This is a genomic window from Nisaea acidiphila (assembly GCF_024662015.1).
GTDB classification, from domain to species: domain Bacteria; phylum Pseudomonadota; class Alphaproteobacteria; order Thalassobaculales; family Thalassobaculaceae; genus Nisaea; species Nisaea acidiphila.
Map to the genome: position 1 here is coordinate 2,068,098 of NZ_CP102480.1, position 24,118 is coordinate 2,092,215.

Genomic DNA, 24,118 nt, shown 5'->3' on the forward strand with positions numbered 1-24,118 from the left:
AATTGGCGCGTCAAAATCCCGGCTTCGACTCCGCTATGCCGCTGACGCCCCACATTCCCCTTGGCGTTCCCCGGATTCCGTGCTTTTTTCGCTTTCCGGCGGCGCCGGGGTTCGGTGCCGCCATTTCTTTTTCTCAGGAGAGGAACGTTGGTTACCACGGTGATGCCCACTTACGGGCGTATAGATATCGCTTTCGAGCGGGGGGAAGGTCCTTATCTGTACAGCACCGAAGGCCGACGATTCCTCGATTTCGCCTCGGGGATCGCGACCAACTCGCTGGGCCATGCGCATCCCCATCTCGTCGAGACCCTGAAGCAGCAGTCGGAAAAGCTCTGGCACGTTTCCAACCTCTACGAGGTGCCGGAACAGAAGCGGCTCGCCGACCGGCTGGTCGCGAACTCCTTCGCCGACACGGTCTTCTTCGCCAATTCCGGCGCGGAGGCCAACGAAGGCGCGCTGAAGATCGCCCGCAAGTACCAGTGGGAGCGCGGCGCGAAGGAGCGGCAGGAGATCGTCTGCTGCACCTCGGCCTTCCACGGCCGCACGCTGACCACGCTCTCGGCCGGCGATAACGAAACCTACCGGACCGGCTTCGGCCCGCGTCCGGAAGGCTTCCGCCATGTCGCCTTCGGCAACATGAACGAGATGCGCGAGGCGATGGGCCCCAAGACCGCGGCGATCCTGGTCGAGCCGATCCAGGGCGAGGGCGGCATCAACACAGCCGATGTCGAGTATCTGAAGGCGCTGCGCCAAGCGGCGGACGAGTTCGACGCGCTGCTGATCTTCGACGAGATCCAGTGCGGCATGGGCCGGACCGGCAAGCTCTGGGCCTATGAATGGGCCGGGGTGGAGCCGGACATCATGACGCTGGCCAAGGGCCTCGGCGGAGGTTTCCCCGTCGGCGCCATCCTCGCCTCCGAGAAGGCCGCCTCCGGCATGGCGCCGGGGACCCACGGCTCGACCTTCGGCGGCAACCCGCTGGCAATGGCGGTCGCGAACGCGGTGCTTGACGTGCTTCTCGAGCCCGGCCTGCTCGACCGCGTGGCGAAACTCGGTGATATCTTCCGGACCCGCCTCGTAGAGATCGCGGCGCGTCATCCGAAGGTCATCGCCGAGGTGAAAGGCAAGGGCCTGATGATCGGGCTGTCCTGCGTGGTCACGAATGCGGACCTTCAGGGCAAGCTGCGCGAGGCCGGTCTCCTGACCGTCGGCGCGGCCGGCAATGTGCTCCGCATCCTGCCGCCGCTGATCATCGACGAAAGCCATGTCGCGGAAGCCTGCGACATCATCGAAAAAGTCTGCGCGGGTATGGACGCCGGATAGGCGCCCCGCCGGCTCTCTCGCGGGAGAGCCGGCCGCTTCCGCCATCGACGACGGAAATCAAAAATGAGCGACCTCAACCATTTCCTCGATCTCGACCAGATCGATTCCCTCACCCTTCGGGCCATCGTGGATGAAGGCCTGGCGATGAAGCGCGGCGACGCCGGCACCGACAAACCGCTGGCCGGCAAGACGCTTGCCATGATCTTCGAGAAGCCCTCGACCCGGACCCGCGTCTCGTTCGAAGTCGGCATGAAGCAGCTCGGCGGCGATGTGGTGGTGCTGAACGCCGGAGACCTGCAGCTCGGCCGCGGCGAGACCGTGGCGGATACCGCTCGCGTGCTCTCGCGCTATGTCGACTGCATCATGATGCGGACCTTCAGCGCCGAGAATATCCGCGAGATGTCCGAGCACGCCACGGTCCCGGTCATCAACGGCCTGACCGACGCCTCCCATCCCTGCCAGCTGATGGCCGACGTGATGGCCTTCGAGGAGCATCGCGGCCCGATCCGCGGTAAGGTCGTGGCCTGGAGCGGCGACGGCAACAACATGGCCTCCTCCTGGATCCACGCCGCCGCCAAGTTCGGCTTCGAGCTCCGCATCGCCTGCCCGCCGGAGCGCAGCCCCGACCCGGCGCTGTTCGCCTGGGCCGAACAGAATGGCGGCAAGGTGACCCTGACGCACGATCCGGAAGCGGCCGTCGCGGGCGCGGACTGCGTCGTCACGGATACATGGGTCTCCATGGGCGACGACACCTCGAATGCACACAACCAGCTGGCACCCTTCCAGGTCACCGAGACCCTGATGGCGAAGGCGAAGCCCGACGCGGTCTTCATGCATTGCCTGCCGGCGCACCGCGAGGAGGAAGTCACCTCGGCGGTGATCGACGGGCCGCAATCGATCGTCTTCGATGAGGCGGAGAACCGCCTGCATTCGCAGAAGGCGATCCTGCACTGGTGTCTCGCCTGAGCACCTTCCGCCTGAACACTGGGGACGCGATATGAGCCTCGCCGACATCTTCGCCGAATCCGGCCATGACGACCTGCTGCTGCCGTTCCAAGTCAATCCGTTCGGCCTGCGCGGGCGAATGGTGCGGCTGAACTCCGCGGTCAATACGATCCTCTCGCGCCACGATTACCCGGAGCCGGTCTCTCTCCTGCTCGGCGAGGTGATGACCATCGCGGTCTGCCTTGCGGGTGCGCTCAAATACGAAGGCGTCTTCTCCCTGCAGATCAAAGGCGACGGCCCGATCCGCAGCATGGTCGCCGACATCACGAGCGAGGGCCATCTGCGGGGCTATGCCGCCTTCGACGCCGAGGCCGCGACCGCAGCCGCGGAGGACGGCGAGGTTACCGTGCCCCGGTTGATCGGCGGCGGCTATATCGCCTTCACGGTCGATCAGGGCGAGGATACGGAGCGCTACCAGGGCATCGTCCCGCTCTCCGGGCACACCCTCGCGGAATGCACCCACGCCTATTTCCGCCAGTCCGAGCAGCTCGAGACAGGCCTCAATATCGCCGTGCGCAAGGACGAGTTCGATGTCTGGCGGGCCGGCGCCCTGATGCTGCAGCGTATGCCGCTCGATGGCGGTGACGCGCCGGAGCCGGGCAAGGCACGCCCGGTGCACGATCTGGATGCCTACGAGGACGCCTGGCGCACGGCCATGGTCATGTTGAGCAGCGCCAGCGCGGACGAACTCGCCGGCACCCGCGTCGCTCCCGACCGGCTGCTCTTCCGCCTGTTCCACGAGTCCGGCATCGTCGCCTATCCGGCGCAGCCGGTGGTCGAGCAGTGCCGCTGTTCTCAGGACCGGGTCGAGACAGTGCTCAAGTCCCTCAGCCCCGAGGAAGTGAAGGAGATGACGGTCGACGGGCTGGTCTCCGTCACCTGCGAGTTCTGCAAGTCCCACTGGGAGTACGACGAGCCCACACTGGCGCGGATGCGCGAGGACACCGCACCAAATTGATCACATTGCTGCCCCATCTCTTGCGTTAGGATGGGGTTGCTGACCGGTTCATATTCAAGGGGGTCCCGATGCGCCTGCGTGCCGCGCTGTTCCTGCTCGTTCTGATGGTGCCAGTTCTCTCCGCCTGCGAGACTGCGCCGCCCGCCACAACCTTTCCGGAACTGACCTTCCGCCACAAGCAGCCGATCCGGCTCGCCGTCGGCTCGATAGAGATCTACAACGAGTTCCGGATGCCTTTCGCGCCACCGAACGTCGAGCACAAGATGCCTGTTGCGCCGGGCCCGGCGGCGGAGCGCTGGGGTCAGGACGTTCTGCAAGCCGCAGGCGGACCGGACAAGCTGGTAATGGTCATCACCGACGCTTCGGTCACCGAGACACCGCTGAAACGCAAGAAGGGGCTGGAAGGCGCCTTCACCAACGAGCAGACCGAACGCTACGACGGACGCATCGCCGTCCGCCTCGAGATCCGCACCGCGCTCAACAAGCGCCGTGCCGTCGCCGAGGCCTTCGCAACGCGCAGCACGACCATTCCGGAGGACGCCTCGCTGAACGATCGGGAAACGCTCTGGTACGGGTTGACGGAAAAGCTGCTGGACGATTTCGATACCGCCGTCCGGCCGCAGGTCTCGGCCCATCTTGGCGATTTCCTGCGCTAGCGGATTGCTGACGGAACCGGGGCGGTCATCCGCCGCCCCGAGCCCGGATCTTTCCGATCAGAGATTGGCCAGCACATATTCGGCGCTGGAGACCTCGAAGGCCCGCGGCTCTTCGACGAAGAGCTTGGTGACGGTGCCGTCCTCGACCACCATCGCGTAGCGCTGCGAGCGGGTACCCATACCGGCGACCGAGACATCCATCTCGAGACCGAGCGCCTTCGCCAGCTCCGCATTGCCGTCGGCGATCATGGTGACTGCATCGCCGGCCTTCTGGTCCTTCGCCCAGGCGCCCATTACGAATGCGTCGTTCACCGACGTGCAGGCGATGGCGTCCACGCCGCGCGCCTTCAGGTCGCCCGCCTTCTCGACGAAGCCCGGCAGGTGCTTGACCGAGCAGGTCGGCGTGAAGGCGCCCGGAACGGCGAAGAGCACGACCTTCCGGCCCTTGAAGAACGCGCCCGTCTCGAGATCGTCGATCCCGTCCGAAGTGTTGGTCTTAAGTGTGAGCGCCGGGATCTTGTCCCCAACCTTGATCGTCATGTCTGGTCTCCCCCTGTGACGAGTGTCCGGCCGAAACGGCCGCTGATGAATTCCTACAAGAGATAGGGCCCGCCGGCGGGAATGCCAGCATTGCTATCCGCGTGCTTCCCGGATCGCGGCCTCGACCGCTTCCAGGCTGAGAAGTTCCGGCAACACCACACCGGAGGGCGCGGCGGGACCGTAGACTGCATTGAAGGGAATACCATAGCGCCCGAAGGATGCGAGATATTCCGCGATGGCGGGATCCGGCGTGGTCCAGTCCGCACGCATCGCGACGATATCGCCGGAGGCGATCCGCGCCGTGATCTCGCTGCCGTCCAGTACCAGGGACTTGTTGACCTTGCAGGTGAGGCACCAGTCCGCGGTTACATCGATCAGCACCGTTTTCTCTGCCGCGACCAGCCGGGCGATCTCCCGCCGGTCGAATGTCTGCCAGTTGACCGCGCTCTCCGTTTCGGGAGCGGCACCTCCGTCCCGCGCCGTCGCCTGCAACCCAACCCCGATCACGGCGAGCATCGAAAACGCCGCCAACAGCCCGGCGGCACGATGCTGTGCTCCACCTCGGCGGGCACGCCAAACGAGCGCTCCGGTCAGGACCAAGGCGAGGACTGCAAGAAGGAGTGCGCGAACCGGCTCAGCACTCGCAGCAAAGACGGAGAAGAGCCATAGGGCCGTGGCAAGCAGAGCCAGTGCCAGTATCCGGCGCAACCAGACCATCCAGGGTCCCGGCTTCGGCAACGCCCGCGCCAGTCCGGGTATCGCGGCGACCAGCAGGTAGGGAGCCGCCAATCCCAGCCCCATGACGGCGAAGACCGTGAGTATCTCGGCCGCCCCCCGCGAGAGCGCGAAGCCGACCGCCGTGCCGAGAAACGGCGCGGAACATGGCGTTGCGAGCAGGGTCGCGAAGGCGCCGGTCAGGAAATGGCTGGTCAGGCGGCCCCGTCCGGCATCGCCGCCGGCAAGACCGAGATCGGCCAGGCGCCGCGGCAGGGCGATCTCGAACAGGCCTGCGAGATTGCCCGCGAACAGCACCAGGATCGCAATCATCACGGCGAGAAAGAGCGGCTGCTGGAACTGGATCCCCCAGCCGACCGCGAGACCGGCCTCCTTCAGAGCAATGGCGCCCCCGGCAAGCAGGAGAAACGAGGCGACAATCCCGGCCGCCGAGGCGAGGAAGCCGGTCCGGATCGCGCCCTTGTCGGCGCCGCCGTATTTAATCGCGCCGACGACTTTCAAAGAAAGCACCGGCAACACACAGGGCATCAGGTTCAGGATCAGCCCGCCGAGAAAGGCAATACTCAGGATGGCAGAGAGTGCCGCCCACCGTCCGGCATCCGCATTGCCGTCGGCCTCACTGACGATCAGTGCGCGTTCGAGAAAGCGATCCCCGTCCACCAGCGTCAGCGTCACCGCTTCTCCGCTGAGCCGTCCGCCTTCCGGCACGCCGGCGGGGACGATAAGGACAGCGGACAATCTGTCCGGCGAGAGCTCGACTTCCGGCTTTCCGAATGAGAAACCGGCGCGCGCCTCCGGAAAGACGTCCAGCGCCTCCAGCGGAACCGAGGAACGCACCTCGATGCGGAGCGAATGGGGTTCCGGCGCCCCGACTGCCGACACCGAGGCGATATCTAGCCCGAGGCCGCTCATGTCCCGCGGCACGCGGGCACGATAGCGGTCGATCAGCTGCGCGAAGGCCGTCGGCTCCGCCGCGCCGCCCTCGAGATCGAGCGCCAGCTTCGCGTTCAGCGGCACGCAGATATCGCTGCAGGCGAGCGCGTTCATGTCCGCCTTCAGCGAAAGCGCTGCCCCCGGCTTCGAGAGCACGGCGCCGATGGGGATCACCACCTCGTCGTGATAGCCGTAAGTCTCGAGCCCGAAGAGGCTGAAGCGTTCCGGCACCGGCCATTGCCATTCGGCGGCAGAGAGGTTTTCCGATCCCTGCCACGCGATCTCAGGCGGAAAGCCCGCGTCTCCGGGCGCCCGCCAATAGACCTTCCAGCCCTCGGCGAGACGGAACTGCAGACCCAACGGCACCGTCTCGCGTCCTTCCGTTCCGGAGACGGCGGATACCAGACGCACATCTGCAAAGTCGGTACTGACCCAGTCCGAGGCACCGGGCGCAGCACTAGCGTCACGCACGGCACCGGCTCCCGCCGCGAAGAGGCCCAGAAGCAGAAGCAGAGTTGGAAAAGCGGGACGCAGGGTCCAGATCATTAAGAGCAGTCCGACTGTGTTGCGCGGGAACTTTAACAATTCCGTCCGCCATATATAGTGGACCTCCGGTCGGGCGTCGGTCACATTTTCAGGAACCCGGACGTTCTCCCGGGTGCGAAGGGTTAACGAACACCGGAACTTCCGACATGCCGACCACGGTCGCCGACGAAACCGAAGAAGGCTATCTCACCGGCCAGCTCCTGGTGGCGATGCCGGCGATGCGCGACCCGCGTTTCGCGCGGACGGTGATCTATGTCTGCGTCCACAATGCCGAGGGTGCGATCGGCCTGGTGCTGAACCGTCTGGTCGGCTCGATCGAATTCCACGACCTGGTCGAGCAGCTCGACATGAATCTGATGGAGGCGGACATCGTCGCCAACCCGCCGGTGCATTTCGGCGGCCCGGTCGATACCGAGCGCGGCTTCGTGCTGCACAGCGCCGACTACCAGAGCGAGGAGACGCTGGATATCGACAAGGAGGTCGGTCTCACCGCCACCGTCGATATTGTCCGCACCATCGCCTCGGGCGACGGCCCGAAGAACCACCTGCTCGCGCTCGGCTATGCCGGCTGGGGCCCGGGCCAGCTCGACGGCGAGATCCAGGAAAACGCCTGGCTCAATGTCGATGCCGACAATGCACTGGTCTTCGACACCGATCTCGACAGCAAATGGGACCGGGCGTTGGCGAAACTTGGGATCAGTTCGGCGCTGCTCTCGACGGAAGCGGGCCGGGCGTAAACTTCCGTCCCCCAACGAGAAAAACACTCCACAACGTCGCATTATCGAGACAAAGCACGATTGCTGAATTGTCTCATTTTTGATACGTTACGGATGTTGAATGAAATGGCGCCTTGAGATTGATGCGCGTGCCGCGAAGGAGCTTCGGACTTTCCCGGCCGACATCAAGGCACGTATTCTACGGATAGGAGAGCTTCTGACGGAGTTTGGGCCAGAGAATGTCGGCCAGCCCCATGTGAGGCACCTGAAAGACAAGCTCTGGGAAATTCGGGCTTCGGGAAGAGACGGGATCGGGCGTGCTCTTTATTTCATCACAGAGGGACGCCGCATCGTCATCCTGAGCGTCTTCATCAAAAAGACTCGGAAAGCGCCTGACCGGGAGACAGCAAAGGCCATAAAACGGATGTTGGACCATGGCTGAAAAAGTCGCATTCGCGGACCTGCGCGAGGAGCTGCTTCAGGATCCGGAAACCCGATCCAAATACGAGACGCTTGAGCTGGAATTCGAAGTTGCGCGCAAGATCATCGCTGCTCGCACGAAAGCCGGCCTTACCCAGCAAGCCCTCGCGGAGAGGATGAACACGTCCCGCAGTACCATCGCGCGCCTTGAGGGAGGAAAAACGCTCCCCTCCCTCGAAACCGTCCGCCGCGTCGCGCGTGCGACTGGAACGGAAATCCGGCTATCGATCCACGCCTGACCGAAACTGTGCGCCGGCGGCTCACGCCGCCGGCAGCAGCTCGTCCACCAGCGCCATCCAGTAACCGATGCCGAGCGGGATCGAGGCATCGTTGAAGTTGTAGTCCGGGTAATGCAGCTTGCCCGACCTGTGATCCGGCGCCGCGGTGCCCATCCAGATGTAATTCCCCGGCCGCTCGTTCAGCATGAAGGAGAAATCCTCGCCCGCCATGCAGGGTTCGTGCTCGCGAATGACATTCGCCGTGCCGACGACGCTCCCGGCGATCCCGGCGGCGACATCCGCCTCGGCGGGCGGGTTGATCGCGGGCGGATAGTTCTTACGGTAGTCGATCACCGCCTCGCAGCCGAAGCCCTTGGCGATGCCTTCCGCCAATGATCGTATACGCGCCTCGGCGAGGTCGCGGACCGCCGGGTTGAAGTAGCGCACGGAGCCGCCGATCACTGCCTCGTCCGGCATCACGACATAGGCGTCGGAGCCCTTGAACATGGAGACGCCGATGGTCGCGGTCTCGTGCGGCGAGACGTTGCGGCCCGGCACGCTCTGGATCGCGGTGACGAGGTGGGCCGCCGCCAGTACCGTGTCGACGCCGTCGTGGGGCATGCCCGCATGGGTCCCCTGGCCGCGTACGGCGATGTCGAAATAGTCGATCCCGGCCATGGCCGGTCCGGCGAGCGGGCAGAAGGTGCCGAGCGGCAGATCCGGCCAGTTGTGCAGGCCCCAGACGCTCTTGCAGTCGGCCTTCTCGAACAGCCCCTCCTCGACCATCACCCGGCCGCCGCCACCGCCCTCCTCGGCCGGCTGGAAGATCAGCGCGACGGAACCGGCGAAATCGCGGCTCTCCGCCAGCAGTTTCGCGGTGCCGAGCAGCATCGCCGTGTGCCCGTCATGGCCGCAGGCGTGCATTTTCCCCGGCACGGTCGACTTGTAAGAGACGTCGCCCGTCTCCTGCATAGGCAGCGCATCCATGTCGGCGCGCAGCCCGATCGTGGGGCCCGGCTCGCGGCCGCGGACGATGCCCACCACCCCGGTGGTCGCGATCCCCGTCAGCACCTCATCGACGCCGAACTCCTTCAGCTTGCCCGCCACGATGCCCGCGGTCCGTACCTCTTCGAAGCCGGTCTCGGGGTGAGCATGCAAATCGCGGCGCCACGCGGTGACTTCCTCGTGCAGGGCCGAGATGCGGTTGTGATGGCGGGAGGAAATCGCGGGCAGGTCAGTCATGGGACATCCGGGAGTTGTCGGGCGGAAAGCCCATTCTCAGGGCCAAGGCCGCAGGATGACTCGCACGGGCGCCGGTTTCAAATCGTCATTCGGGAGCGCCTGAGAAAGACTCTCTGCGGATCAGCTCCACAAGCGGGACGACGGCCGGGTTATCCGACTCCCGCCGCACCTTCAGCACGACCTCAAGCCTGGGCGCGTTCCGGAGCGGCCGGGCGACGATGTCGGAGAGCTGCCCGTCGCAGATCGATTCCGGAACCAGCGCCACCCCGAGCCCGGCGGCGACGAGGCGAAGGATGGTGTTCTGCAGCTGCGGTTCGAAACGAAACCGCGGCACGATGCCGTCCGCGGCGAAGTAGTCGGAAACCGCCCGACGCAAGGTCTCTGAGATGCCGGACGGCGTCGCGATCAGGTCGGCGTCCCTCAGGTCCCGCGGACCGACCATCTCGAGTTCAGCCAGCGGATGTGACAGCGGTGTTACCAGGCAGAGGCGGTCGGTGACGACCGGTACGCTCTCGAGCTGCGGCAAGGTGCGCCCGGAGAAGGTAATCCCGGCGTCGAGTTCCCGGTTCAGGAGCTTGGCTTCGATCTCCGCCGGTGTTGTCTCCGAGAGCGAGACGCGGACATCGGGGCGGAGCGCCGTGTAGCCGCTGACGATGCGCGGCACGATCCGATGCGCCGCATGCATCATGAAGCCGAGTTGCACCTCGCCTTTCTGCCCTTCGGCGACCAGACGGGCATCGCGGCAGGCGGCCTCGAACTGCGCCAGCACCGCTCGAGAATCCTTCAGAAAGCGCTGCCCCGCCGGGGTCAGCGAGACCTGGCGCGAGTTCCGCTCAACTAACCGGACGCCAAGATCACGCTCCAGATTGGCGATCTGCCGGCTGAATGGCGGCTGGGTCATGTTCATACACTCCGCCGCCCGGCCGAAATGCAGCGTCTCGGCCAGGGCCACGAAATAGCGCATCTGCCGCGTATCCATTGATACCTTTTTTAACTCAATGAGCGCCTTGATCTGGATTGGATTGTATCGACAGGAGAGCGTAGAGAAAAGTCGTTCCGCAACGAAACCGTCCGCTCATGCTCTCGAACCTGTTCGTCGTCCTGCCGATCTTCGCACTGATCCTGACCGGGTTCGTCACCCGACGAACCGGCACGCTTGGCCCGACCGCGACCCGCGAAGTGAACCGCTTCGTCGTCTTTCTGGCCCTGCCGGCCATGCTGTTCAGCATCATGGCAAAGGCGGATCCGGCGGAAATCTGGCAGCCGGACTTCATCATCGCCTTCACGGCCGGCTGCGCGCTGGTCTTCGGCGCCACGCTCTGGATCCGCGTCCGCCAAGGCTGCCACGTCGCCGACGCCGCCATCGACGGACTGAACGCGAGCTATCCGAATACCGGCTTCATGGGCTTCCCGCTCGTGCTCGCGGTGATCGGCCAGTCGGCCATGGCCGCGACGATGATCGCGACGATCCTGACCGCCTGCATCCTCTTCGCCGTCGCCATCGTGCTGATCGAATGCGCACTCCAGACCGGTGCCCGCCGCCGTGACATCCTCCGCAAGACACTTGTCGCGCTGGTGAAGAATCCCCTCCTTGCCGCTCCCGCCCTCGGTGCGCTTTTCATGGCGTCGGGTCTCACGCTCCCCGAGACCTTCGACCGCTACCTTGCGCTGCTGGGCGGGGCGGCCTCTCCCTGTGCCCTCGTCGCGCTCGGCCTGTTTCTCGCCGACAATGCCGTGCGGAACGACGGGCCCGCGACGAGCAGCCGGCTGCAGGCGGTACTGATCGCGCTGAAGCTGGTGGTGCAGCCGGCCATTACCTGGGTGGTCGCGGTGCCGATCCTGGCCCTTCCGTCAGGCGTCGCCCATCTGGCAGTGCTTCTGGCGGCGCTGCCGACAGGCACCGGGCCTTTCATGCTGGCCGAGTTCTACCAGCGCGAGGCGGTGATCACGAGCCGCGTCGTGCTGATGACGACCGTGCTCTCGGTCGCCTCGCTGTCGCTCTATCTGGCGATTTCGGCAGGATAAGGTCCGTTCCGGATCCGGGCCGGCGCGGCTCAGAACTTCTTCAGCTCGTCCGCGAAGTTCGGATAGAACTCGTCGCGCAACAGCGCGAAGAGAATATGGTCCTGCCAGCGGCCGTCGATCTTCAGATACTTGCGCGCCAACCCTTCCTCGGTGAAGCCGGCTTTTCTCAGGACACCCTGGCTCGGATAGTTGCGCGGCAGGCAGGCCGCCTCGATCCGGTGCAGAGCGAGCTGGTCGAAGCCGAAGGAGCAAGCGCCGTGCACCGCCTCGGTCATGTAGCCGCGACGGGCATAGGGCCGGCCCATCCAGTAGCCGATGGTGCAGGACTGGGACACGCCGCGGCGGACATTGGCGATGGTGATGCCGCCGACCAGCGAGTCGTCGCTGCGCCGGTAGATGAAGAAGGAATAACCCTGGTCGCGTGCCCAATCCTCCGCATAGCGCGAGAGACGGCGGCGGAAGGCGGCCCGGGTCAGCGCGTCGTCCGGCCAGCGCGGTTCCCACTCGACAAGAAAATCCCGGCTGAGCGCGCGCAATTCGGCCCACTCACGCCAGTCATTCTTGTTCGGTTGCCTCAGATAGAGACGCGGCAGCGTGACGCGCGGTTCGATCTTCGACGGCGGGAAAAACGTCAGGACCACTCGGCGATCCCCCATGGAGTCCTATGCCGGATAGCATTTTTCCTGTTAACCGTGCGGAAGGCAAGCGGAAGTACCCGTCAGTTCAGCCGCGCCCGGATGCTGTCGTAGGATTCGAGCTGCGAGGTCGGACCCAGAGCCGCCAGGGTCGGAGCAGAAGCGAGCAACCGCTTTGCCGTCCGGCGAATTGCCGCTGTGTCCACCGCGTCGACCTTGGCCACCAGTTCCTCGACCGGCACCGGACGGCCGTAGACCAGCATGTGCTGGGCCAGCTGCTCGCAGCGGTTGGAGGTGCTCTCGCGGCTCATCAGCAGGCCGGAGCGGAGCTGCGTGCGCGCCCGTTCGACCTCCTGCTCGGTGACGTTCCCGGCCACGTCCTTCAACTCGTCGCAGACCACAGGTACGAGTTCTGCCACATCCTTCTCGCCGGTCCCCGCATAGATCGAGAACATGCCACCGTCGTGATAGGCGGCGCTGAAGGAATAGACCGAATAGACGAGGCCGCGCTTCTCGCGCACTTCCTGGAACAGGCGCGAGGACATGCCGCCGCCGAACAGCATGGACAGCACCTGCTGGGCGTAGAAATCCTCGTCATGGAAGCCCATGCCCTCGAAACCGAGCAGCAGGTGAAGCTGCTCAAGATCCTTCTCGACCCGGCTCTCGCCTCCCTTGTAGACGGCCGCCTCGGTCTTCGCGCCGGTCTTTGGTGCGAGCTTGCCGAACCCGCGCTCGACTTCTTCGACGACCTTGTCGTGCTCGACATTGCCCGCGGCGGAGAAGACGAGAATGTCGCCCGCGTAGTTCCCGCCGATGAAGGACATGACACCGTCACGGCTCATGTCACGAACGATCTCCGAACGTCCCAGAACCGGCCGGCCCATCGCCTGGTCCGGATAAGCGGTCTCCTGGAAATAGTCGAAGACGATATCGTCCGGCGTATCCGCCGCCTGGCCGATCTCCTGCAGGATCACATGGCGCTCGCGGGTGAGCTCGGTCTCGTCGAAGGTCGAGTTGGTGAGAATGTCGGAGAGAATGTCGACGCCGAGCGGGACGTCCTCCTTCAGCACCTTCACGTAATAGGCGGTCTGCTCGCGCGCGGTATAGGCGTTCATGTGGCCGCCGACCGCCTCGATCTCCTCGGCGATCTGCAGCGCGTTGCGCCGCCGCGTACCTTTGAACACCATGTGCTCCAGGAGATGCGCGACGCCGTTCTCGGCCGCCACCTCGTGCCGGGTCCCGACATTGAGCCAGGCCCCGAGCGAGACGCTCTCGACGCTGGCCATCCGGTCGGTCACGACCCGGACGCCGTTCGAAAGCTCAGTGATACGCACGCCGTCCTTGGCGTTACTCATGCAGCATTCTCCTTGCCGGCCACGATCCCGGCAATATGGGAACTGACGATGCCGAAATCATTGGCGAGCACCGTCATCCGCTCCTCGCGCTCCAGCAGGTCGGCGAGCCGCGCCGGAAGCGGCGGACGGATGCCGGTCGCGGCCTCGACCGCATCCGGGAACTTTGCAGCGTGGGCACAGGCGAGCGAGATCAGCGGCATTTCGGTCCCGATTTCTCCCGACGCGCGGGCCTGGCGTGCGGCTCCGAGAGAGACGGCGGAATGCGGATCGGTGATCTCGCCGGTCTCCTCATAGACAGCCTTGATGGTCGCTTTCGTCCCCGCCTCGTCCGTGCGGTAGCCGTCGAACACGGCGCGCGCCTTCTCCAGCATGCCCTGCGAGATGGCGAAACTGCCGCTCTCGCGGAAAGAGGTCAGCACCTCTGTCACGGCGGCGCCGTCGCGGTCGTAGAGATCGAACAGGAAGCGCTCGAAATTGCTCGAGACCTGGATATCCATGCTCGGGCTGATCGAGGGTTTTACGCCTTCGAGCTTCATCTCGCCTGAGGAGAGGAAGCGCGAGAGAATGTCGTTCTGATTGGTCGCCACCACCAGCCGGTCGATCGGCAGGCCCATCTGCTTGGCGGCATAGGCGGCGAAGATATTGCCGAAATTACCCGTCGGTACGACAAACGAGACCGGCCGCTCGGCCGTCGCGCCGACCGCCAGCGCCGAGGTCACGTAATAGACCACCTGCGGCAGGATCCGCGCCCAGTTGATCGAGTTCACGGCGGAGAGATTATGCCGGTCGCGGAAATCCGCGTCGTTGAAGAGCGCCTTCACCATGTCCTGGCAGTCGTCGAAAGTGCCTTCGAGCGCGATGGCATGGACGTTCGGCGCCAGCACCGTGGTCATCTGGTGCTGCTGCACCGGCGAGACCCGGCCCTCCGGGAAGAAAATGAAGATCTCGATATTGTCGCGGTCGCGGCAGGCCTCGATCGCGGCGGAGCCGGTATCGCCCGAGGTCGCTCCGACGATGGTCACCTTCTCGCCGCGCTTGGCGAGCACATGGTCGAACATGCGCCCGAGCACCTGCATCGCGTAGTCCTTGAAAGCGAGCGTCGGGCCGTGGAACAGCTCCATCATCCAGAGATTGGCGTCGAGCTGTTTCAGCGGCGCCACGGCCGTGTGATCGAAGGAACCATAGACCTCGTCCATGATGGTTTTCAGCGTCGCATCGTCGAACGCGTCGCCGGTGAAGAGGCGGCAGATCTCAAAGGCGGTCTCGGCGTAGGTGAGCCCGGACAGGCGCTTCAGGTCCGCTGCGGTAAGCTGCGGCCAGGTCTTCGGGACATAGAGTCCGCCGTCGCGGGCAAGGCCCGTCAGGAGCACGTCTTCGAAGCCGAGTTCGGGGGCTTTTCCCCGGGTACTGATATAGCGCACGTCCGCCGTCTCTTTTCGCTGTCCGAAAGAGCGCAACCTAGCGGCGGGCAAGGGTTCTTGCAACAATGCCCGCACGGGCTGAAACGGCAACGGGGACCGGCGGAATGACACTCGACTGCATCGCGATCATGACACCGGGGGACATGGGCCACGCCATCGGCCAGCGCCTCGCCGAGGCCGGGGCCAAAGTGGTGACCAACCTCGAGGGCCGCTCCGAACGCAGCCGCACTCTCGCGGCGAAAGCGGGGATTGAGGATCTCGCCTCCGATGCCCGGCTCCTGACCGAATGCGATGCCATCTTTTCCATCATGCCGCCGGACCAGGCGAGCGGCTTCGTCGACAGGATGGCGAAGGCCGCAGGCGGCCTTTCGGAAAAACCACGCGCCGCGCTTGTCGACCTCAACGCCATCGCCCCCTCGACCGCCCGCACGCTGCGCGACAAGGCCGAGGCTGCAGGCATCCGCTTTCTCGACGGCGGCATCATCGGCGGGCCGCCCTATCCGGGCCGGCCGAGTCCCCGTATCTATGTCAACGGCCCCGGCGCCGAGGCTTTCGAGGCGCTCCGCCCGGCGCTCGACATTCGTGTCGTCGAAGGGGAAGTCGGCGCCGCCTCCGCGCTGAAGATGTGCTTCGCCACGCTGACCAAGGGCGTGCAGGCGCTCGCGATCCAGAGTTTCGTCACGGCGGAGCTGGAAGGGGTCGGGCCCGCGCTCCGCACGGAGATGGAGGGCGCACAGGCCAATTTGCTGAAGAGCCTTACCAACAGCCTGCCCGGCATGCCGCCGAAGGCCTATCGCTGGGTCGGCGAGATGGAGGAGATCGCCAAGACCTTCGGCGATGCCGGCCTCACTCCGAAGACCTTCGAAGGCGCCGCCGATATCTACCGTTTCGTCGAGGGCACGCCGCTCGGTAAGGAGGTCGTCGAGAAACGCACCATGGGGACCGATCTTGAGGATCTGGTCGCACGGCTCGCGGACGCGCTCAGGGAGCGGGCGGGTTAGCCGTGCCTCGCCTTGCCTGCCACTCCTCGCGCGTGATCTCCCAGAGCTCCATCGGCAAACGCCCAGAAACGTAATCTTTCTCGCCGGTGGCGATCACGCGCATGCCGGTGCGCTCGGAGATCCGCCGGGAGCCTTTATTGGCAATCGCTTTCGGCACTCGCAGGACCGGCTGCTTCAGGGTCTCGAACCAGAACTCCGTCACAGCCTCCACCGCCTCGGACATCATCCCCCGACCCCGCCATTCCGGAAGCAGCCAGAAGCCCCGGTTGTTGTCGGGCTGGCTCATCAGGCCGATCACCCCGATCAGCGTACCGGGCTCGGATTTCGGACGGAGCGTCCAGTTCCACTCCGTACCGGCACGCATCGCGGGCAAGGCGATATCGCGGACATAAAACAGCGCACCGTCATGCGGATACGGCCACGGAACATGGCTGCCGAGATATCTGACGATTTCCCATTGCGGGAAGAGCTTCTGAAGCACGTCCGCATCGGCCAACTCCAACGGGCGAAGCAAGAGCCGCTCGGTTTCGAGCGCTGGCGTCACGGGCGCGGCGGTTTCGGACGTCTCTGTCATTTTCTCTCTCGATAGAACAAGCCTATCCAGCATAAGTCAGCGGCAGAGCCGTCGTGTACTTGATTTCCTCCATCGCGAAGCTGGAACTGACCTCGGCGAGGTCGGCGATGGAGATCAGGCGCTTATAGACCGCGTCATAGGCCTCGACGCTCGGCACCACGATGCGCAGCAGATAATCGACGGTGCCGCTCATCCGGTAGAATTCGAGCACCTCCGGGATATCCGCCACCCCTTTGGCGAAGGTCTCCAGCCACTCGTCATTGTGCTGGCTGGTCCGGATCATGACGAAGACGGTCAGCGGTACCTCGACCGCACGGCGGTCCAGCAGGGCCACGCGCTTGCGGATAATACCCTGCTTCTCGAGGTTCTGGATGCGCCGCCAGCACGGCGTCGAGGAAAGCCCGACGCGGCCGCCGATCTCCGCGACCGAGAGGGCGGCATCCTCCTGCAGCAGGGCCAGGATGCGGCGGTCCACGTCATCCATCGGCATTCTATAATTACCCAGTTTGTGAGAAAATTATTCTACAATTCTCCGGGACATCGCGAAAAATAGCAAACCATTTGCGCCGAATTGGGCGGACAATACCGGTCTCTTCACCCCTAAAACCGGAGCGCCGCCATGATTCTCAAACTCTTCACCAGCCATCCCCAGTCGGTCGGCGAGAGTTACTGGCAGCATTTCGGCTTCGCGACTTCGACCGGCGCGGCGATGATGCTCGGCGGGCTCGCCTGCATCGCGCACGGCCTGTTCCCGTTCCTCTTCACCCGGACCGGCAGCAAGACTATCGCCCGGCTCTACGAACGCATGTCCGCTGGCGCCCGTCACAAGGTGATGGCGGCCAACCATGCCGAGCTGGGGCAGCAGCCGGCGGAATGAGGATTACTCAGCCGAGATAACGCGTCCGCAGATGCGCGAGGAAGGCGTCGGCGCCGAGTTCGGCACCAGTCGCCTCGGTCAGGATCTCGTCGGTGAGCCTGGAACTCGCCTTCTCGTGCACGTTCGCTCTCAGCCAGCCGAGCAGCGGCGCGAAATCGCCTTCGGCGATCTGTGCGTCCAGCTCCGGCAGGGCGTCCTTCGCCGCCTTGAAGAGTTGCGCCGCCGCCAGCGCCCCGAGCGTGTAGGTCGGGAAATAGCCGAACGAGCCGTGATACCAGTGAATGTCCTGCAGGCAGCCGTCGCGGTCGTCCTCAGGCGCGACGCCAAGCGCGGTCTTCATGCCGTCGCGCCAAGCGCCCGGAAGGTCTTTCACCTGCAAATCACCTGACAGCAGCGCCTTTTCGAAATCGTAGCGCAACATGACATGCAGCGGGTAGGTGACCTCGTCCGCATCGACCCGGATCAGCCCGCGCGAGACCCGGTGACCGAGCCTGTTCAGGTTCTCCGGCGTGACGGCCGGACCGTCCGCCCCGAGGGTCTCGGCGGCGAGCGGCGCGAGGAAGCGGTAGAAAGCGGGCGCCCGGCAGGCCTGCATCTCCATCAGCAGGGACTGGCTCTCGTGCATCACCATGCCGCGCGAGGAGCCGACCGGCTGGCCGCGCCAGTCCTGCGGCAGGCCGCTCTCGTAGAGCGCATGGCCGGTCTCGTGGATCACCCCCATCAGGGCGCGGGTGAAATCCTCCTCGGAATAGCGCGTCGTGATCCGGATATCCTCCGGGATCCCGCCGGTGAAGGGATGCGCGCTCTCGTCGAGGCGGCCATGGGTGAAATCGAAGCCGAGCGCGGCCATGACCTTTTCGCCGAGCGCCTTCTGCTTCGCCGCCGGAAACGGGCCTTCCGGCGCTAGCGGTGCCGGACCGGCGGCCTGATGCGCCAGGATGCCGTCCATCAGCGCGGGCAATTCGGTTTTGAGGGTTGCGAAGATCGGATCGATCCAGGCCATGGTACCGCCCGGCTCGTAGCTATCGATCAGCGCGTCATAGAGCGAGCAGCCGAGTTTCTCGGCCTTGATCTCCCCATATTGGCGGGTCAGGTCGAGAACCTTGGCGAGCTTGTCGGAAACGGCGGAGAAATCGTCCTGCCTGCGCGCTTCGCGCCAGGCATTGACGCAGGCCGAGGTCGCCCGAGAGCGGGCTTCGACGAGATCGGCCGGGGCCACGGTCTCGTTGGTATGGACCCGGCGCATCTCGCGCAGATTGGCCTGCTGCCAGGGGGTCAATGTCGCGGTTGCCGCCTCTGCCTCCGCGAGTTCCTCGCCGACCGCCGGTGCGGAAAGCAGCTCATGCTGCAGCACGTCGAGGGTCGCCAGCTGTTCGGCCCGCGCCTCGGCGCCGCCCGACGGCATCATGGTCTCCTGATCCCAGCCGAGAATGGCACTCGCGCCGCTGAGTGCGGAATAGCGCCGGAAGCGGGTCTCCAGCGCGGTATAGGGATTATTGCTCACGGCCGGTTCCTTCGTCGGAGGCGTCGTCCTCGGGCTTCAGATGATAGATCACGTAGATAACGATCAGGGTCAGCGCAAGGAGCGCCCAGGTCATCGCGTAGCTCAGATGCTCGTTGCGGACATGGATCCTGGTGTCGGCGCCGATCGGCATCTTCAGCGGCCCCGGCGCGCGAAGCTGATCGACATAGTAGGGCAGAACCGGGCCTACCCCGCGATGCACCGCCATCTGGGCGGTATCGACATAGAGCCAGACCTCGTTTTGCGGCTCGTTCTCCGGCACGAAATAGCCCTTGAGCCGGTCCTGGCGGATCAGCCCCTCGACCGTCTGCAAGCCTTCGACATGCATCGGTCCGGTATCGACCGGACCGCGCGGCTTCAGCTGGATCCAGCCCCGGTTCACCAGCACGGTGCGCCCGTCGGTCAGGCGCATCGGCGTGATCAGGTGAAAACCGGCATTGCCTTCGAACGGCTTGCCGGTAACGAGCAGCTCCTTGTCGTGCAGAAACGTGCCTTCGAGCCGGACCCGGCGGTATCGCCAGTCCTCGATTTCGCCGAGCGCGTCGGGCGCCGCGACGGGATCCTCGGCGACGCGGCTCTCGAACTGCTCGATGAGGTTGGTCTTCCAGACCAGCCGCTCGATCTGCCAGTAGCAGAGGCCGAGCATGAAGGCGACGGCGAGGACGGTAAAGAAACTGGCCCAGAAGGTGGGCCGGAACCTGCGATTGCCGAGCATGTGCTTTCCCGGGCTGTGCGCACCGGCGGGAGCGGAGCTCCCGCCCCGGACCGCGGGTCAGACCCCCGGCGGGCGGTGCGGCGTCTTGTGCTTGTATTGCAGCGCGATCGTGTACGCCTTCAGGGGGCGTAGCAGCGCCATGGTGCCGCCGATGACGGCCGCGCCCCAGAGCACGGCATGTACCCAGAGCGGCGGTTCGAACAACGTCTCGAACCAGAGTGCGAGGGGCACCACGGTGCCGCCCAGCACGAAAATGATGAAGACAGCGGGACCGTCCCCGCTGTCCTCGTTCTTGAGATCCAGTCCGCAGGACGGACATGTCTCGCGGACGGTGAGGAACCCCTCGAACAGGCGCCCCTTACCGCAGCGCGGACAGCTGCAGGAGAGCCCGGTCGATAACGGGGAGAGCGGGGGATAGTAGGGTGCGCTCACGCAGATCTCCCCCGCTTCGTTCCCGTCAGGCCGATCAGCCGCCCCACCAGTAGACGCAGACGAACAGGAACAGCCAGACGACGTCGACGAAATGCCAGTACCAGGCCGCCGCCTCAAAGCCGAAATGGTGGTCCGGCTTGAAATGACCCGCGCGGCCGCGGAACCAGCAGACCGCCAGGAAGGTGGTGCCGATGATCACGTGGAAGCCGTGGAAGCCGGTCGCGAGGTAGAAGGTCGAGGCATAGATGCCGTCGGTGAAGCCGAAGGCAGCGTGGCTGTACTCGTAGGCCTGCAGCGCGGTGAAGGCGGCGCCGAGCAGGATAGTGATGCCAAGGCCGAGCTGGAACTGGTCCCGCTTGTTCTCGATCAGGGCATGGTGTGCCCAGGTCACGGTGCAGCCCGAGAGCAGCAGGATCATGGTGTTGATCAGCGGCAGATCCCAGGCATTGAAGGTCACAATGCCTTCCGGCGGCCAGACACCGGTATCCGGATAGAGCGAGGCGTCGAAGAAAGCCCAGAAGAAAGCGGCAAAGAACATGACCTCGGAAGCGATGAAGAGGATCATGCCGTAGCGCATGCCGAGCTGCACGACCGCGTTGTGATGGCCCTGATACTCGGCCTCGCGCACGACGTCGCGCCACCAGAAGAACATGGTCATCAAGATCGAAAGCAGGCCGAGGATCAGGATCGTCCCGCCGAACGCGTATTCATGCATGTACATGACGGCGCCGATCGCGGCGATGAAGCCTGACATGGACCCGACAAAGGGCCACGGGCTCGGCTCGACCAAATGGTAGGAATGCTGTGGATGTCCGCTCATTATCTTTCCCCTTTAGTCCGGCGTTTTACGCGCCTTCCTCTCCTTGATTATCCCTTAACGTCCGCTGCGTCGCCAGTCCCCGCACCGGTCTCCTTCAGAGAAGCCTGGGTGCGAGCGGTCTTTGCGCCGGACTGATCCTGTGCTTTGTAGAAGGTGTAGGACAGCGTGATCGTCGTAACCCCGTCCATCTTGATGTCCTTGTCCATCTCCGGATCGACATAAAACGAGACCGGCATGTCGACCCGCTCGCCCGGCTGCAGCACCTGCTCGGTGAAGCAGAAACAGTCGATCTTGTCGAAATAGAGTCCAGCTTTCTCCGGCGTGACGTTGAAGGTCGCCGTGCCGACGATCGGCTCGCTGCTGTTGTTTACCGCCTCGTAGAAGGCAAGCTTGGTCTCGCCGACCTTGATGTCGACCGTCTTCTGCACCGGCCGGAAGGTCCAGGCGAGGTCCGGCTGCACGCTCGCGTCGAAGCGCACGGTGACCCGGCGATCCAGGACTTCGGCAGCGGCGCCGTCGGCGACCTGCGTGGTCCCGCCGAAGCCGGTCACCCGGCAGAACAGATCGTAGAGCGGCACGGACGCAAAGGAGACACCGACCATGCCGACGACCACGCCGGCAAGGATCAGTCCGACCCGTGCGTTGCTCCGCTTGCGTTCCGCCTGCCCAGCCATGTCTCAGCTCATCTTCAGGATGGTGATGACGTAGAACAGCACGAAGAAGGCGATGATGCAGGCGAGAATGGCGAGGTTCTTGCCACGCTTGCGGGCATAGAATTGCTCGCGGGTTTCCGGTTTCCGGTCGTCGCTCATCGCACTCATGCCCCCGCCGCCCGGTCGATGATAAGCAGCGTGAAGATGACGAAAAGATAGAGGATTGAGTAGCCGAACAGGCGGCGGCAATTCTTCTCGCTCGCATCCCGGAAAACGCGCCAGGCCGATATCGTGAAGACCGCGCCGAAGACCGCCGCAGGGAGCCCGTAGGTCAGTAACCCGACGGTCTCGAACAGCGCCGGAAGCAGCGTGATGGGCACCAAAACCAGCGTGTAGAGCAGGATCTGCTTCTGTGTCTCGCGCCGGCCGGAAACCACCGGCAGCATCGGCACGCCCGCGGCCTCATAATCGCCGGAACGATATAGCGAAAGGGCCCAGAAATGCGGCGGGGTCCACATGAAGATGATCAGGAACATGACCAGCGGCAGCGCGGTAACGTCGCCCGTCACCGCGGCCCAGCCGATCACCGGAGGCAGCGCGCCCGAGGCGCCGCCGATCACGATGTTCTGCGGCGTGCGGCGCTTCAGCCACATGGTGTAGATGAAGACGTAGAAGCCGATCGTGGCGGCCAGCAAAGCGGCCGCGACCCAGTTGGTCGCGAGCCCCATCACCATCACCGACATGCCAGAAAGAATGACGCCGAACGCCAGGGCCTCGTCGGCGCCGACCTTCCCCATCGGGATCGGACGGCCGCAGGTCCGCGACATCACGGCATCGATATCGCGGTCGTACCACATATTGATCGCACCCGACGCGCCCGCACCGATCGCAATGCACAGCACTGCGACGGCCGCGAGGCCGGGATTGAGCTCGCCCGGGGCGAGATAGAGGCCGACGAACCCCGTGAAGACGACGAGCGACATCACGCGCGGCTTCAGTAGCGACACGTAATCACGGATCGCTTCAGACGCCGAAGCGGCGGACGCGTCCGCCGCTTTGAGCTCGATGGAAGTGTCAGACACGCAAGAGAACCTTTCTCGCTCCTGTCCATCCGGTACCGGCGCCGAGGCGCCGCGGATCACTTGATCCGCGGCAGCTCGTCAAAGGTGTGGAACGGCGGCGGGGAAGATACGGTCCACTCAAGGGTGTCCGCGCTCTCGCCCCACGGATTATCGCCCGCGACCCGCTTCTTCATGAAGGCCTCCACGATGATGTAGAGGAAGAGAAGGGTCGCGATGCCGCCCATATAAGCGCCGATCGAAGCAACGTAGTTCCAGCCGTGCAGCGCATCCGGATAGTCGATATAGCGCCGCGGCATGCCCGCCAGCCCGAGGAAGTGCATCGGGAAGAAGGTCACATTGGCCCCGATGAACATGATCCAGAAATGCACGCGGGCAAGGAAACCGTTGTAGTGGTAGCCGGTCATCTTCGGGAACCAGTAATAGAACCCGCAGAACAGCGCGAAGACCGCACCCAGCGACAGCACGTAATGGAAGTGCGCGATCACGTAGTAGGTGTTGTGCAGCACCACGTCGACACCGGCATTCGCCAGCACGACGCCGGTGACGCCACCGACCGTGAAGAGGAAGATGAAGCCGATCGCCCAGATCATCGGGACGCGGAACGAGATCGAGCCGCCCCACATGGTCGCGATCCAGGAGAAGATCTTCACACCCGTCGGCACCGCGATGACCATGGTCGCCGCCGTGAAATAGGCCCGCGTGTCGACATCGAGCCCCACCGTGTACATGTGGTGCGCCCAGACGATGAATCCGACGAAGCCGATGGAGACCATCGCGTAGGCCATGCCGAGATAGCCGAAGACCGGCTTGCGCGAGAAGGTCGAGACCACGTGGCTGATGATGCCGAAGGCCGGCAGGATCATGATGTACACCTCAGGGTGGCCGAAGAACCAGAAGAGGTGCAGGAACAGGATCGGGTCACCGCCGCCGGACGGCTCGAAGAAGGCCGTGCCGAAATTGCGGTCGGTCAGCAGCATGGTGATCGCGCCCGCCAGAACCGGCAGCGCCAGCAGCAGCAGGAACGCCGTGATCAGGATCGACCAGACGAAGAGCGGCATCTTGTGCAGCGTCATGCCCGGTGCGCGCATGTTGAAGATCGTGGTGATGAAGTTACTGGCACCGAGGATCGAGGACGCGCCGGCAAGGTGCAGCGACAGGATCGCCATGTCCATGGACGGGCCAGGCGTGCCGAGCTTGCTCGACATCGGCGGGTAGATCGTCCATCCGACGCCCGCGCCGCCATCGGCGAAGACCGAAAGGAAGAGCAGGACAAAGGCCGGAATCAGCAGCCAGAAGCTGATGTTGTTCATCCGTGGGAAAGCCATGTCCGGCGCGCCGATCATCAGCGGCACGAACCAGTTGCCGAAGCCGCCGATCAGCGCCGGCATGACCAGGAAGAACACCATGATCAGGCCGTGGGCCGTGGTGAAGACGTTCCAGACATGGCCGTTTTCCATGAACTGGACGCCCGGATTCTGAAGCTCCATCCGCATGTAGATGGACATCGCGCCGCCGATCAAGCCGGCGATGATCGCGAAGATCAGATACATCGTGCCGATGTCTTTGTGGTTGGTCGAATACAACCAGCGCCGGATACCCGTCGGCACCCCATGGTCATCAGCGTGAGCGTGCGCGCCACTCATATCGGTCTCTC

At 64.6% G+C, this 24,118-nt stretch carries 27 protein-coding genes; 10 read left to right on the plus strand and 17 right to left on the minus strand.

Translation table 11 applies throughout. The features are described from left to right. Positions 1–147 precede the first annotated feature (147 nt). From NUH88_RS09580 to NUH88_RS09595, 4 genes are all read left to right on the plus strand, one after another. The gene (locus NUH88_RS09580; protein WP_257771708.1) at positions 148–1,323 is read left to right on the plus strand and encodes an aspartate aminotransferase family protein; all 1,176 of its coding nucleotides are present in this window, start codon (positions 148–150) and stop codon (positions 1,321–1,323) included. 63 nt (positions 1,324–1,386) lie between these two features. Next, the gene (gene argF, locus NUH88_RS09585) at positions 1,387–2,289 is read left to right on the plus strand and encodes an ornithine carbamoyltransferase (RefSeq protein WP_257771710.1); all 903 of its coding nucleotides are present in this window, start codon (positions 1,387–1,389) and stop codon (positions 2,287–2,289) included. Positions 2,290–2,320: 31 nt separating this feature from the next. Further along, positions 2,321–3,286, plus strand: a complete 966-nt coding sequence (locus NUH88_RS09590) for an Hsp33 family molecular chaperone HslO (protein ID WP_257771712.1) — start codon at positions 2,321–2,323, stop codon at positions 3,284–3,286. Between the two features lie 68 nt (positions 3,287–3,354). Continuing rightward, positions 3,355–3,942, plus strand: coding sequence for a hypothetical protein (locus NUH88_RS09595; RefSeq protein ID WP_257771713.1), 588 nt, complete (start codon positions 3,355–3,357; stop codon positions 3,940–3,942). A 57-nt stretch (positions 3,943–3,999) separates the two neighbouring features. On the opposite strand, the gene NUH88_RS09600 is transcribed toward NUH88_RS09595, so the two are convergent. Further along, positions 4,000–4,482, minus strand: a complete 483-nt coding sequence (locus NUH88_RS09600) for a peroxiredoxin (protein WP_257771715.1) — start codon at positions 4,480–4,482, stop codon at positions 4,000–4,002. 93 nt (positions 4,483–4,575) lie between these two features. Then, the gene (locus NUH88_RS09605) at positions 4,576–6,696 is read right to left on the minus strand and encodes a protein-disulfide reductase DsbD family protein (protein ID WP_257771716.1); all 2,121 of its coding nucleotides are present in this window, start codon (positions 6,694–6,696) and stop codon (positions 4,576–4,578) included. Between the two features lie 146 nt (positions 6,697–6,842). Here NUH88_RS09605 and NUH88_RS09610 point away from each other — a divergent pair, with 146 nt between their 5' ends. From NUH88_RS09610 to NUH88_RS09620, 3 genes are all read left to right on the plus strand, one after another. Then, positions 6,843–7,433: a YqgE/AlgH family protein gene (locus NUH88_RS09610; protein WP_257771717.1), complete on the plus strand. Its 591-nt coding sequence runs from the start codon at positions 6,843–6,845 to the stop codon at positions 7,431–7,433. A 100-nt stretch (positions 7,434–7,533) separates the two neighbouring features. Further along, on the plus strand, positions 7,534–7,854 hold the full coding sequence (locus NUH88_RS09615) for a type II toxin-antitoxin system RelE/ParE family toxin (protein WP_257771718.1): 321 nt from the start codon (positions 7,534–7,536) through the stop codon (positions 7,852–7,854). Next, positions 7,847–8,131 (plus strand): helix-turn-helix transcriptional regulator, encoded by a 285-nt coding sequence (locus NUH88_RS09620; protein WP_257771720.1) that lies wholly within the window; start codon positions 7,847–7,849, stop codon positions 8,129–8,131. Before NUH88_RS09615 ends, NUH88_RS09620 begins: the two co-directional genes overlap by 8 nt. A 21-nt stretch (positions 8,132–8,152) precedes the next feature. Here the strand turns inward: NUH88_RS09620 and NUH88_RS09625 are convergent, their stop codons facing one another. Together NUH88_RS09625 and NUH88_RS09630 are read right to left on the minus strand one after the other, a co-directional pair. Continuing rightward, positions 8,153–9,352, minus strand: a complete 1,200-nt coding sequence (locus NUH88_RS09625; RefSeq protein WP_257771722.1) for a M20 aminoacylase family protein — start codon at positions 9,350–9,352, stop codon at positions 8,153–8,155. Between the two features lie 85 nt (positions 9,353–9,437). Continuing rightward, positions 9,438–10,331 carry a LysR family transcriptional regulator gene (locus NUH88_RS09630; RefSeq protein WP_257771724.1) on the minus strand — a complete coding sequence of 298 codons (894 nt, stop codon included), beginning with the start codon at positions 10,329–10,331 and terminating at the stop codon, positions 9,438–9,440. Between the two features lie 98 nt (positions 10,332–10,429). Between NUH88_RS09630 and NUH88_RS09635 the strand changes: the two genes are divergently transcribed. After that, entirely contained in the window at positions 10,430–11,377 is a 948-nt protein-coding gene (locus tag NUH88_RS09635; protein ID WP_257771726.1) for an AEC family transporter, read from the plus strand. A 29-nt stretch (positions 11,378–11,406) separates the two neighbouring features. Here the strand turns inward: NUH88_RS09635 and NUH88_RS09640 are convergent, their stop codons facing one another. The 3 genes from NUH88_RS09640 to thrC all read right to left on the minus strand — a co-directional run bounded on the left by NUH88_RS09640 (position 11,407) and on the right by thrC (position 14,788). Next, a complete protein-coding gene (locus NUH88_RS09640; RefSeq protein WP_257771727.1) occupies positions 11,407–12,018 on the minus strand; it encodes a GNAT family N-acetyltransferase in 612 nt (203 codons plus the stop codon). A gap of 77 nt (positions 12,019–12,095) precedes the next feature. Then, a complete protein-coding gene (locus tag NUH88_RS09645; protein WP_257771729.1) occupies positions 12,096–13,367 on the minus strand; it encodes a M16 family metallopeptidase in 1,272 nt (423 codons plus the stop codon). Then, complete coding sequence (gene thrC / locus NUH88_RS09650) at positions 13,364–14,788, minus strand: threonine synthase (protein ID WP_257771731.1); 1,425 nt, start codon at positions 14,786–14,788, stop codon at positions 13,364–13,366. The genes NUH88_RS09645 and thrC overlap by 4 nt, the downstream gene beginning before the upstream one ends. A 104-nt stretch (positions 14,789–14,892) precedes the next feature. Between thrC and NUH88_RS09655 the strand changes: the two genes are divergently transcribed. Next, positions 14,893–15,789, plus strand: coding sequence for an NAD(P)-dependent oxidoreductase (locus NUH88_RS09655; protein WP_257771732.1), 897 nt, complete (start codon positions 14,893–14,895; stop codon positions 15,787–15,789). Here the strand turns inward: NUH88_RS09655 and NUH88_RS09660 are convergent. Beyond that, positions 15,770–16,363 carry a GNAT family N-acetyltransferase gene (locus NUH88_RS09660; protein WP_257771733.1) on the minus strand — a complete coding sequence of 198 codons (594 nt, stop codon included), beginning with the start codon at positions 16,361–16,363 and terminating at the stop codon, positions 15,770–15,772. The two genes, NUH88_RS09655 and NUH88_RS09660, sit on opposite strands and share 20 nt — an antisense overlap. 22 nt (positions 16,364–16,385) lie before the next feature. After that, positions 16,386–16,853: an Lrp/AsnC family transcriptional regulator gene (locus tag NUH88_RS09665; protein WP_257771735.1), complete on the minus strand. Its 468-nt coding sequence runs from the start codon at positions 16,851–16,853 to the stop codon at positions 16,386–16,388. A gap of 129 nt (positions 16,854–16,982) precedes the next feature. Here NUH88_RS09665 and NUH88_RS09670 point away from each other — a divergent pair, with 129 nt between their 5' ends. Beyond that, complete coding sequence (locus tag NUH88_RS09670) at positions 16,983–17,240, plus strand: DUF6356 family protein (RefSeq protein ID WP_257771737.1); 258 nt, start codon at positions 16,983–16,985, stop codon at positions 17,238–17,240. Between the two features lie 7 nt (positions 17,241–17,247). Here the strand turns inward: NUH88_RS09670 and NUH88_RS09675 are convergent, their stop codons facing one another. The 8 genes from NUH88_RS09675 to ctaD are packed head-to-tail and all read right to left on the minus strand — an operon-like array spanning position 17,248 to position 24,107. Then, positions 17,248–18,744, minus strand: coding sequence for a carboxypeptidase M32 (locus NUH88_RS09675; protein ID WP_257771738.1), 1,497 nt, complete (start codon positions 18,742–18,744; stop codon positions 17,248–17,250). Next, the gene (locus tag NUH88_RS09680; RefSeq protein ID WP_257771739.1) at positions 18,734–19,477 is read right to left on the minus strand and encodes an SURF1 family protein; all 744 of its coding nucleotides are present in this window, start codon (positions 19,475–19,477) and stop codon (positions 18,734–18,736) included. The genes NUH88_RS09675 and NUH88_RS09680 overlap by 11 nt, the downstream gene beginning before the upstream one ends. 57 nt (positions 19,478–19,534) lie before the next feature. After that, positions 19,535–19,909: a DUF983 domain-containing protein gene (locus tag NUH88_RS09685; RefSeq protein ID WP_257771740.1), complete on the minus strand. Its 375-nt coding sequence runs from the start codon at positions 19,907–19,909 to the stop codon at positions 19,535–19,537. 34 nt (positions 19,910–19,943) lie between these two features. Further along, entirely contained in the window at positions 19,944–20,729 is a 786-nt protein-coding gene (locus NUH88_RS09690; RefSeq protein ID WP_257771742.1) for a cytochrome c oxidase subunit 3, read from the minus strand. A 47-nt stretch (positions 20,730–20,776) separates the two neighbouring features. Beyond that, a complete protein-coding gene (locus NUH88_RS09695; RefSeq protein ID WP_257771744.1) occupies positions 20,777–21,403 on the minus strand; it encodes a cytochrome c oxidase assembly protein in 627 nt (208 codons plus the stop codon). Between the two features lie 3 nt (positions 21,404–21,406). Continuing rightward, positions 21,407–21,550, minus strand: a complete 144-nt coding sequence (locus NUH88_RS09700) for a cytochrome c oxidase system small membrane protein (RefSeq protein WP_257771745.1) — start codon at positions 21,548–21,550, stop codon at positions 21,407–21,409. Then, a complete protein-coding gene (locus NUH88_RS09705; RefSeq protein ID WP_372743555.1) occupies positions 21,547–22,464 on the minus strand; it encodes a heme o synthase in 918 nt (305 codons plus the stop codon). The genes NUH88_RS09700 and NUH88_RS09705 overlap by 4 nt, the downstream gene beginning before the upstream one ends. A 56-nt stretch (positions 22,465–22,520) precedes the next feature. Further along, a complete protein-coding gene (ctaD, locus tag NUH88_RS09710; protein ID WP_257771747.1) occupies positions 22,521–24,107 on the minus strand; it encodes a cytochrome c oxidase subunit I in 1,587 nt (528 codons plus the stop codon). Between the last annotated feature and the right edge of the window lie 11 nt (positions 24,108–24,118).

Coding starts and splice junctions, on each gene's coding strand:
- argF (WP_257771710.1), top strand. CDS start 1,387: ATGAGCGACCTCAACCATTTCCTCGATCTCGACCAGATCGATTCCCTC.
- NUH88_RS09590 (WP_257771712.1), top strand. CDS start 2,321: ATGAGCCTCGCCGACATCTTCGCCGAATCCGGCCATGACGACCTGCTG.
- NUH88_RS09595 (WP_257771713.1), top strand. CDS start 3,355: ATGCGCCTGCGTGCCGCGCTGTTCCTGCTCGTTCTGATGGTGCCAGTT.
- NUH88_RS09600 (WP_257771715.1), bottom strand. CDS start 4,482: ATGACGATCAAGGTTGGGGACAAGATCCCGGCGCTCACACTTAAGACC.
- NUH88_RS09605 (WP_257771716.1), bottom strand. CDS start 6,696: ATGATCTGGACCCTGCGTCCCGCTTTTCCAACTCTGCTTCTGCTTCTG.
- NUH88_RS09610 (WP_257771717.1), top strand. CDS start 6,843: ATGCCGACCACGGTCGCCGACGAAACCGAAGAAGGCTATCTCACCGGC.
- NUH88_RS09615 (WP_257771718.1), top strand. CDS start 7,534: ATGAAATGGCGCCTTGAGATTGATGCGCGTGCCGCGAAGGAGCTTCGG.
- NUH88_RS09620 (WP_257771720.1), top strand. CDS start 7,847: ATGGCTGAAAAAGTCGCATTCGCGGACCTGCGCGAGGAGCTGCTTCAG.
- NUH88_RS09625 (WP_257771722.1), bottom strand. CDS start 9,352: ATGACTGACCTGCCCGCGATTTCCTCCCGCCATCACAACCGCATCTCG.
- NUH88_RS09630 (WP_257771724.1), bottom strand. CDS start 10,331: ATGGATACGCGGCAGATGCGCTATTTCGTGGCCCTGGCCGAGACGCTG.
- NUH88_RS09635 (WP_257771726.1), top strand. CDS start 10,430: ATGCTCTCGAACCTGTTCGTCGTCCTGCCGATCTTCGCACTGATCCTG.
- NUH88_RS09645 (WP_257771729.1), bottom strand. CDS start 13,367: ATGAGTAACGCCAAGGACGGCGTGCGTATCACTGAGCTTTCGAACGGC.
- NUH88_RS09655 (WP_257771732.1), top strand. CDS start 14,893: ATGACACTCGACTGCATCGCGATCATGACACCGGGGGACATGGGCCAC.
- NUH88_RS09660 (WP_257771733.1), bottom strand. CDS start 16,363: ATGACAGAGACGTCCGAAACCGCCGCGCCCGTGACGCCAGCGCTCGAA.
- NUH88_RS09665 (WP_257771735.1), bottom strand. CDS start 16,853: ATGCCGATGGATGACGTGGACCGCCGCATCCTGGCCCTGCTGCAGGAG.
- NUH88_RS09670 (WP_257771737.1), top strand. CDS start 16,983: ATGATTCTCAAACTCTTCACCAGCCATCCCCAGTCGGTCGGCGAGAGT.
- NUH88_RS09680 (WP_257771739.1), bottom strand. CDS start 19,477: ATGCTCGGCAATCGCAGGTTCCGGCCCACCTTCTGGGCCAGTTTCTTT.
- NUH88_RS09690 (WP_257771742.1), bottom strand. CDS start 20,729: ATGAGCGGACATCCACAGCATTCCTACCATTTGGTCGAGCCGAGCCCG.
- NUH88_RS09695 (WP_257771744.1), bottom strand. CDS start 21,403: ATGGCTGGGCAGGCGGAACGCAAGCGGAGCAACGCACGGGTCGGACTG.
- NUH88_RS09700 (WP_257771745.1), bottom strand. CDS start 21,550: ATGAGTGCGATGAGCGACGACCGGAAACCGGAAACCCGCGAGCAATTC.
- ctaD (WP_257771747.1), bottom strand. CDS start 24,107: ATGAGTGGCGCGCACGCTCACGCTGATGACCATGGGGTGCCGACGGGT.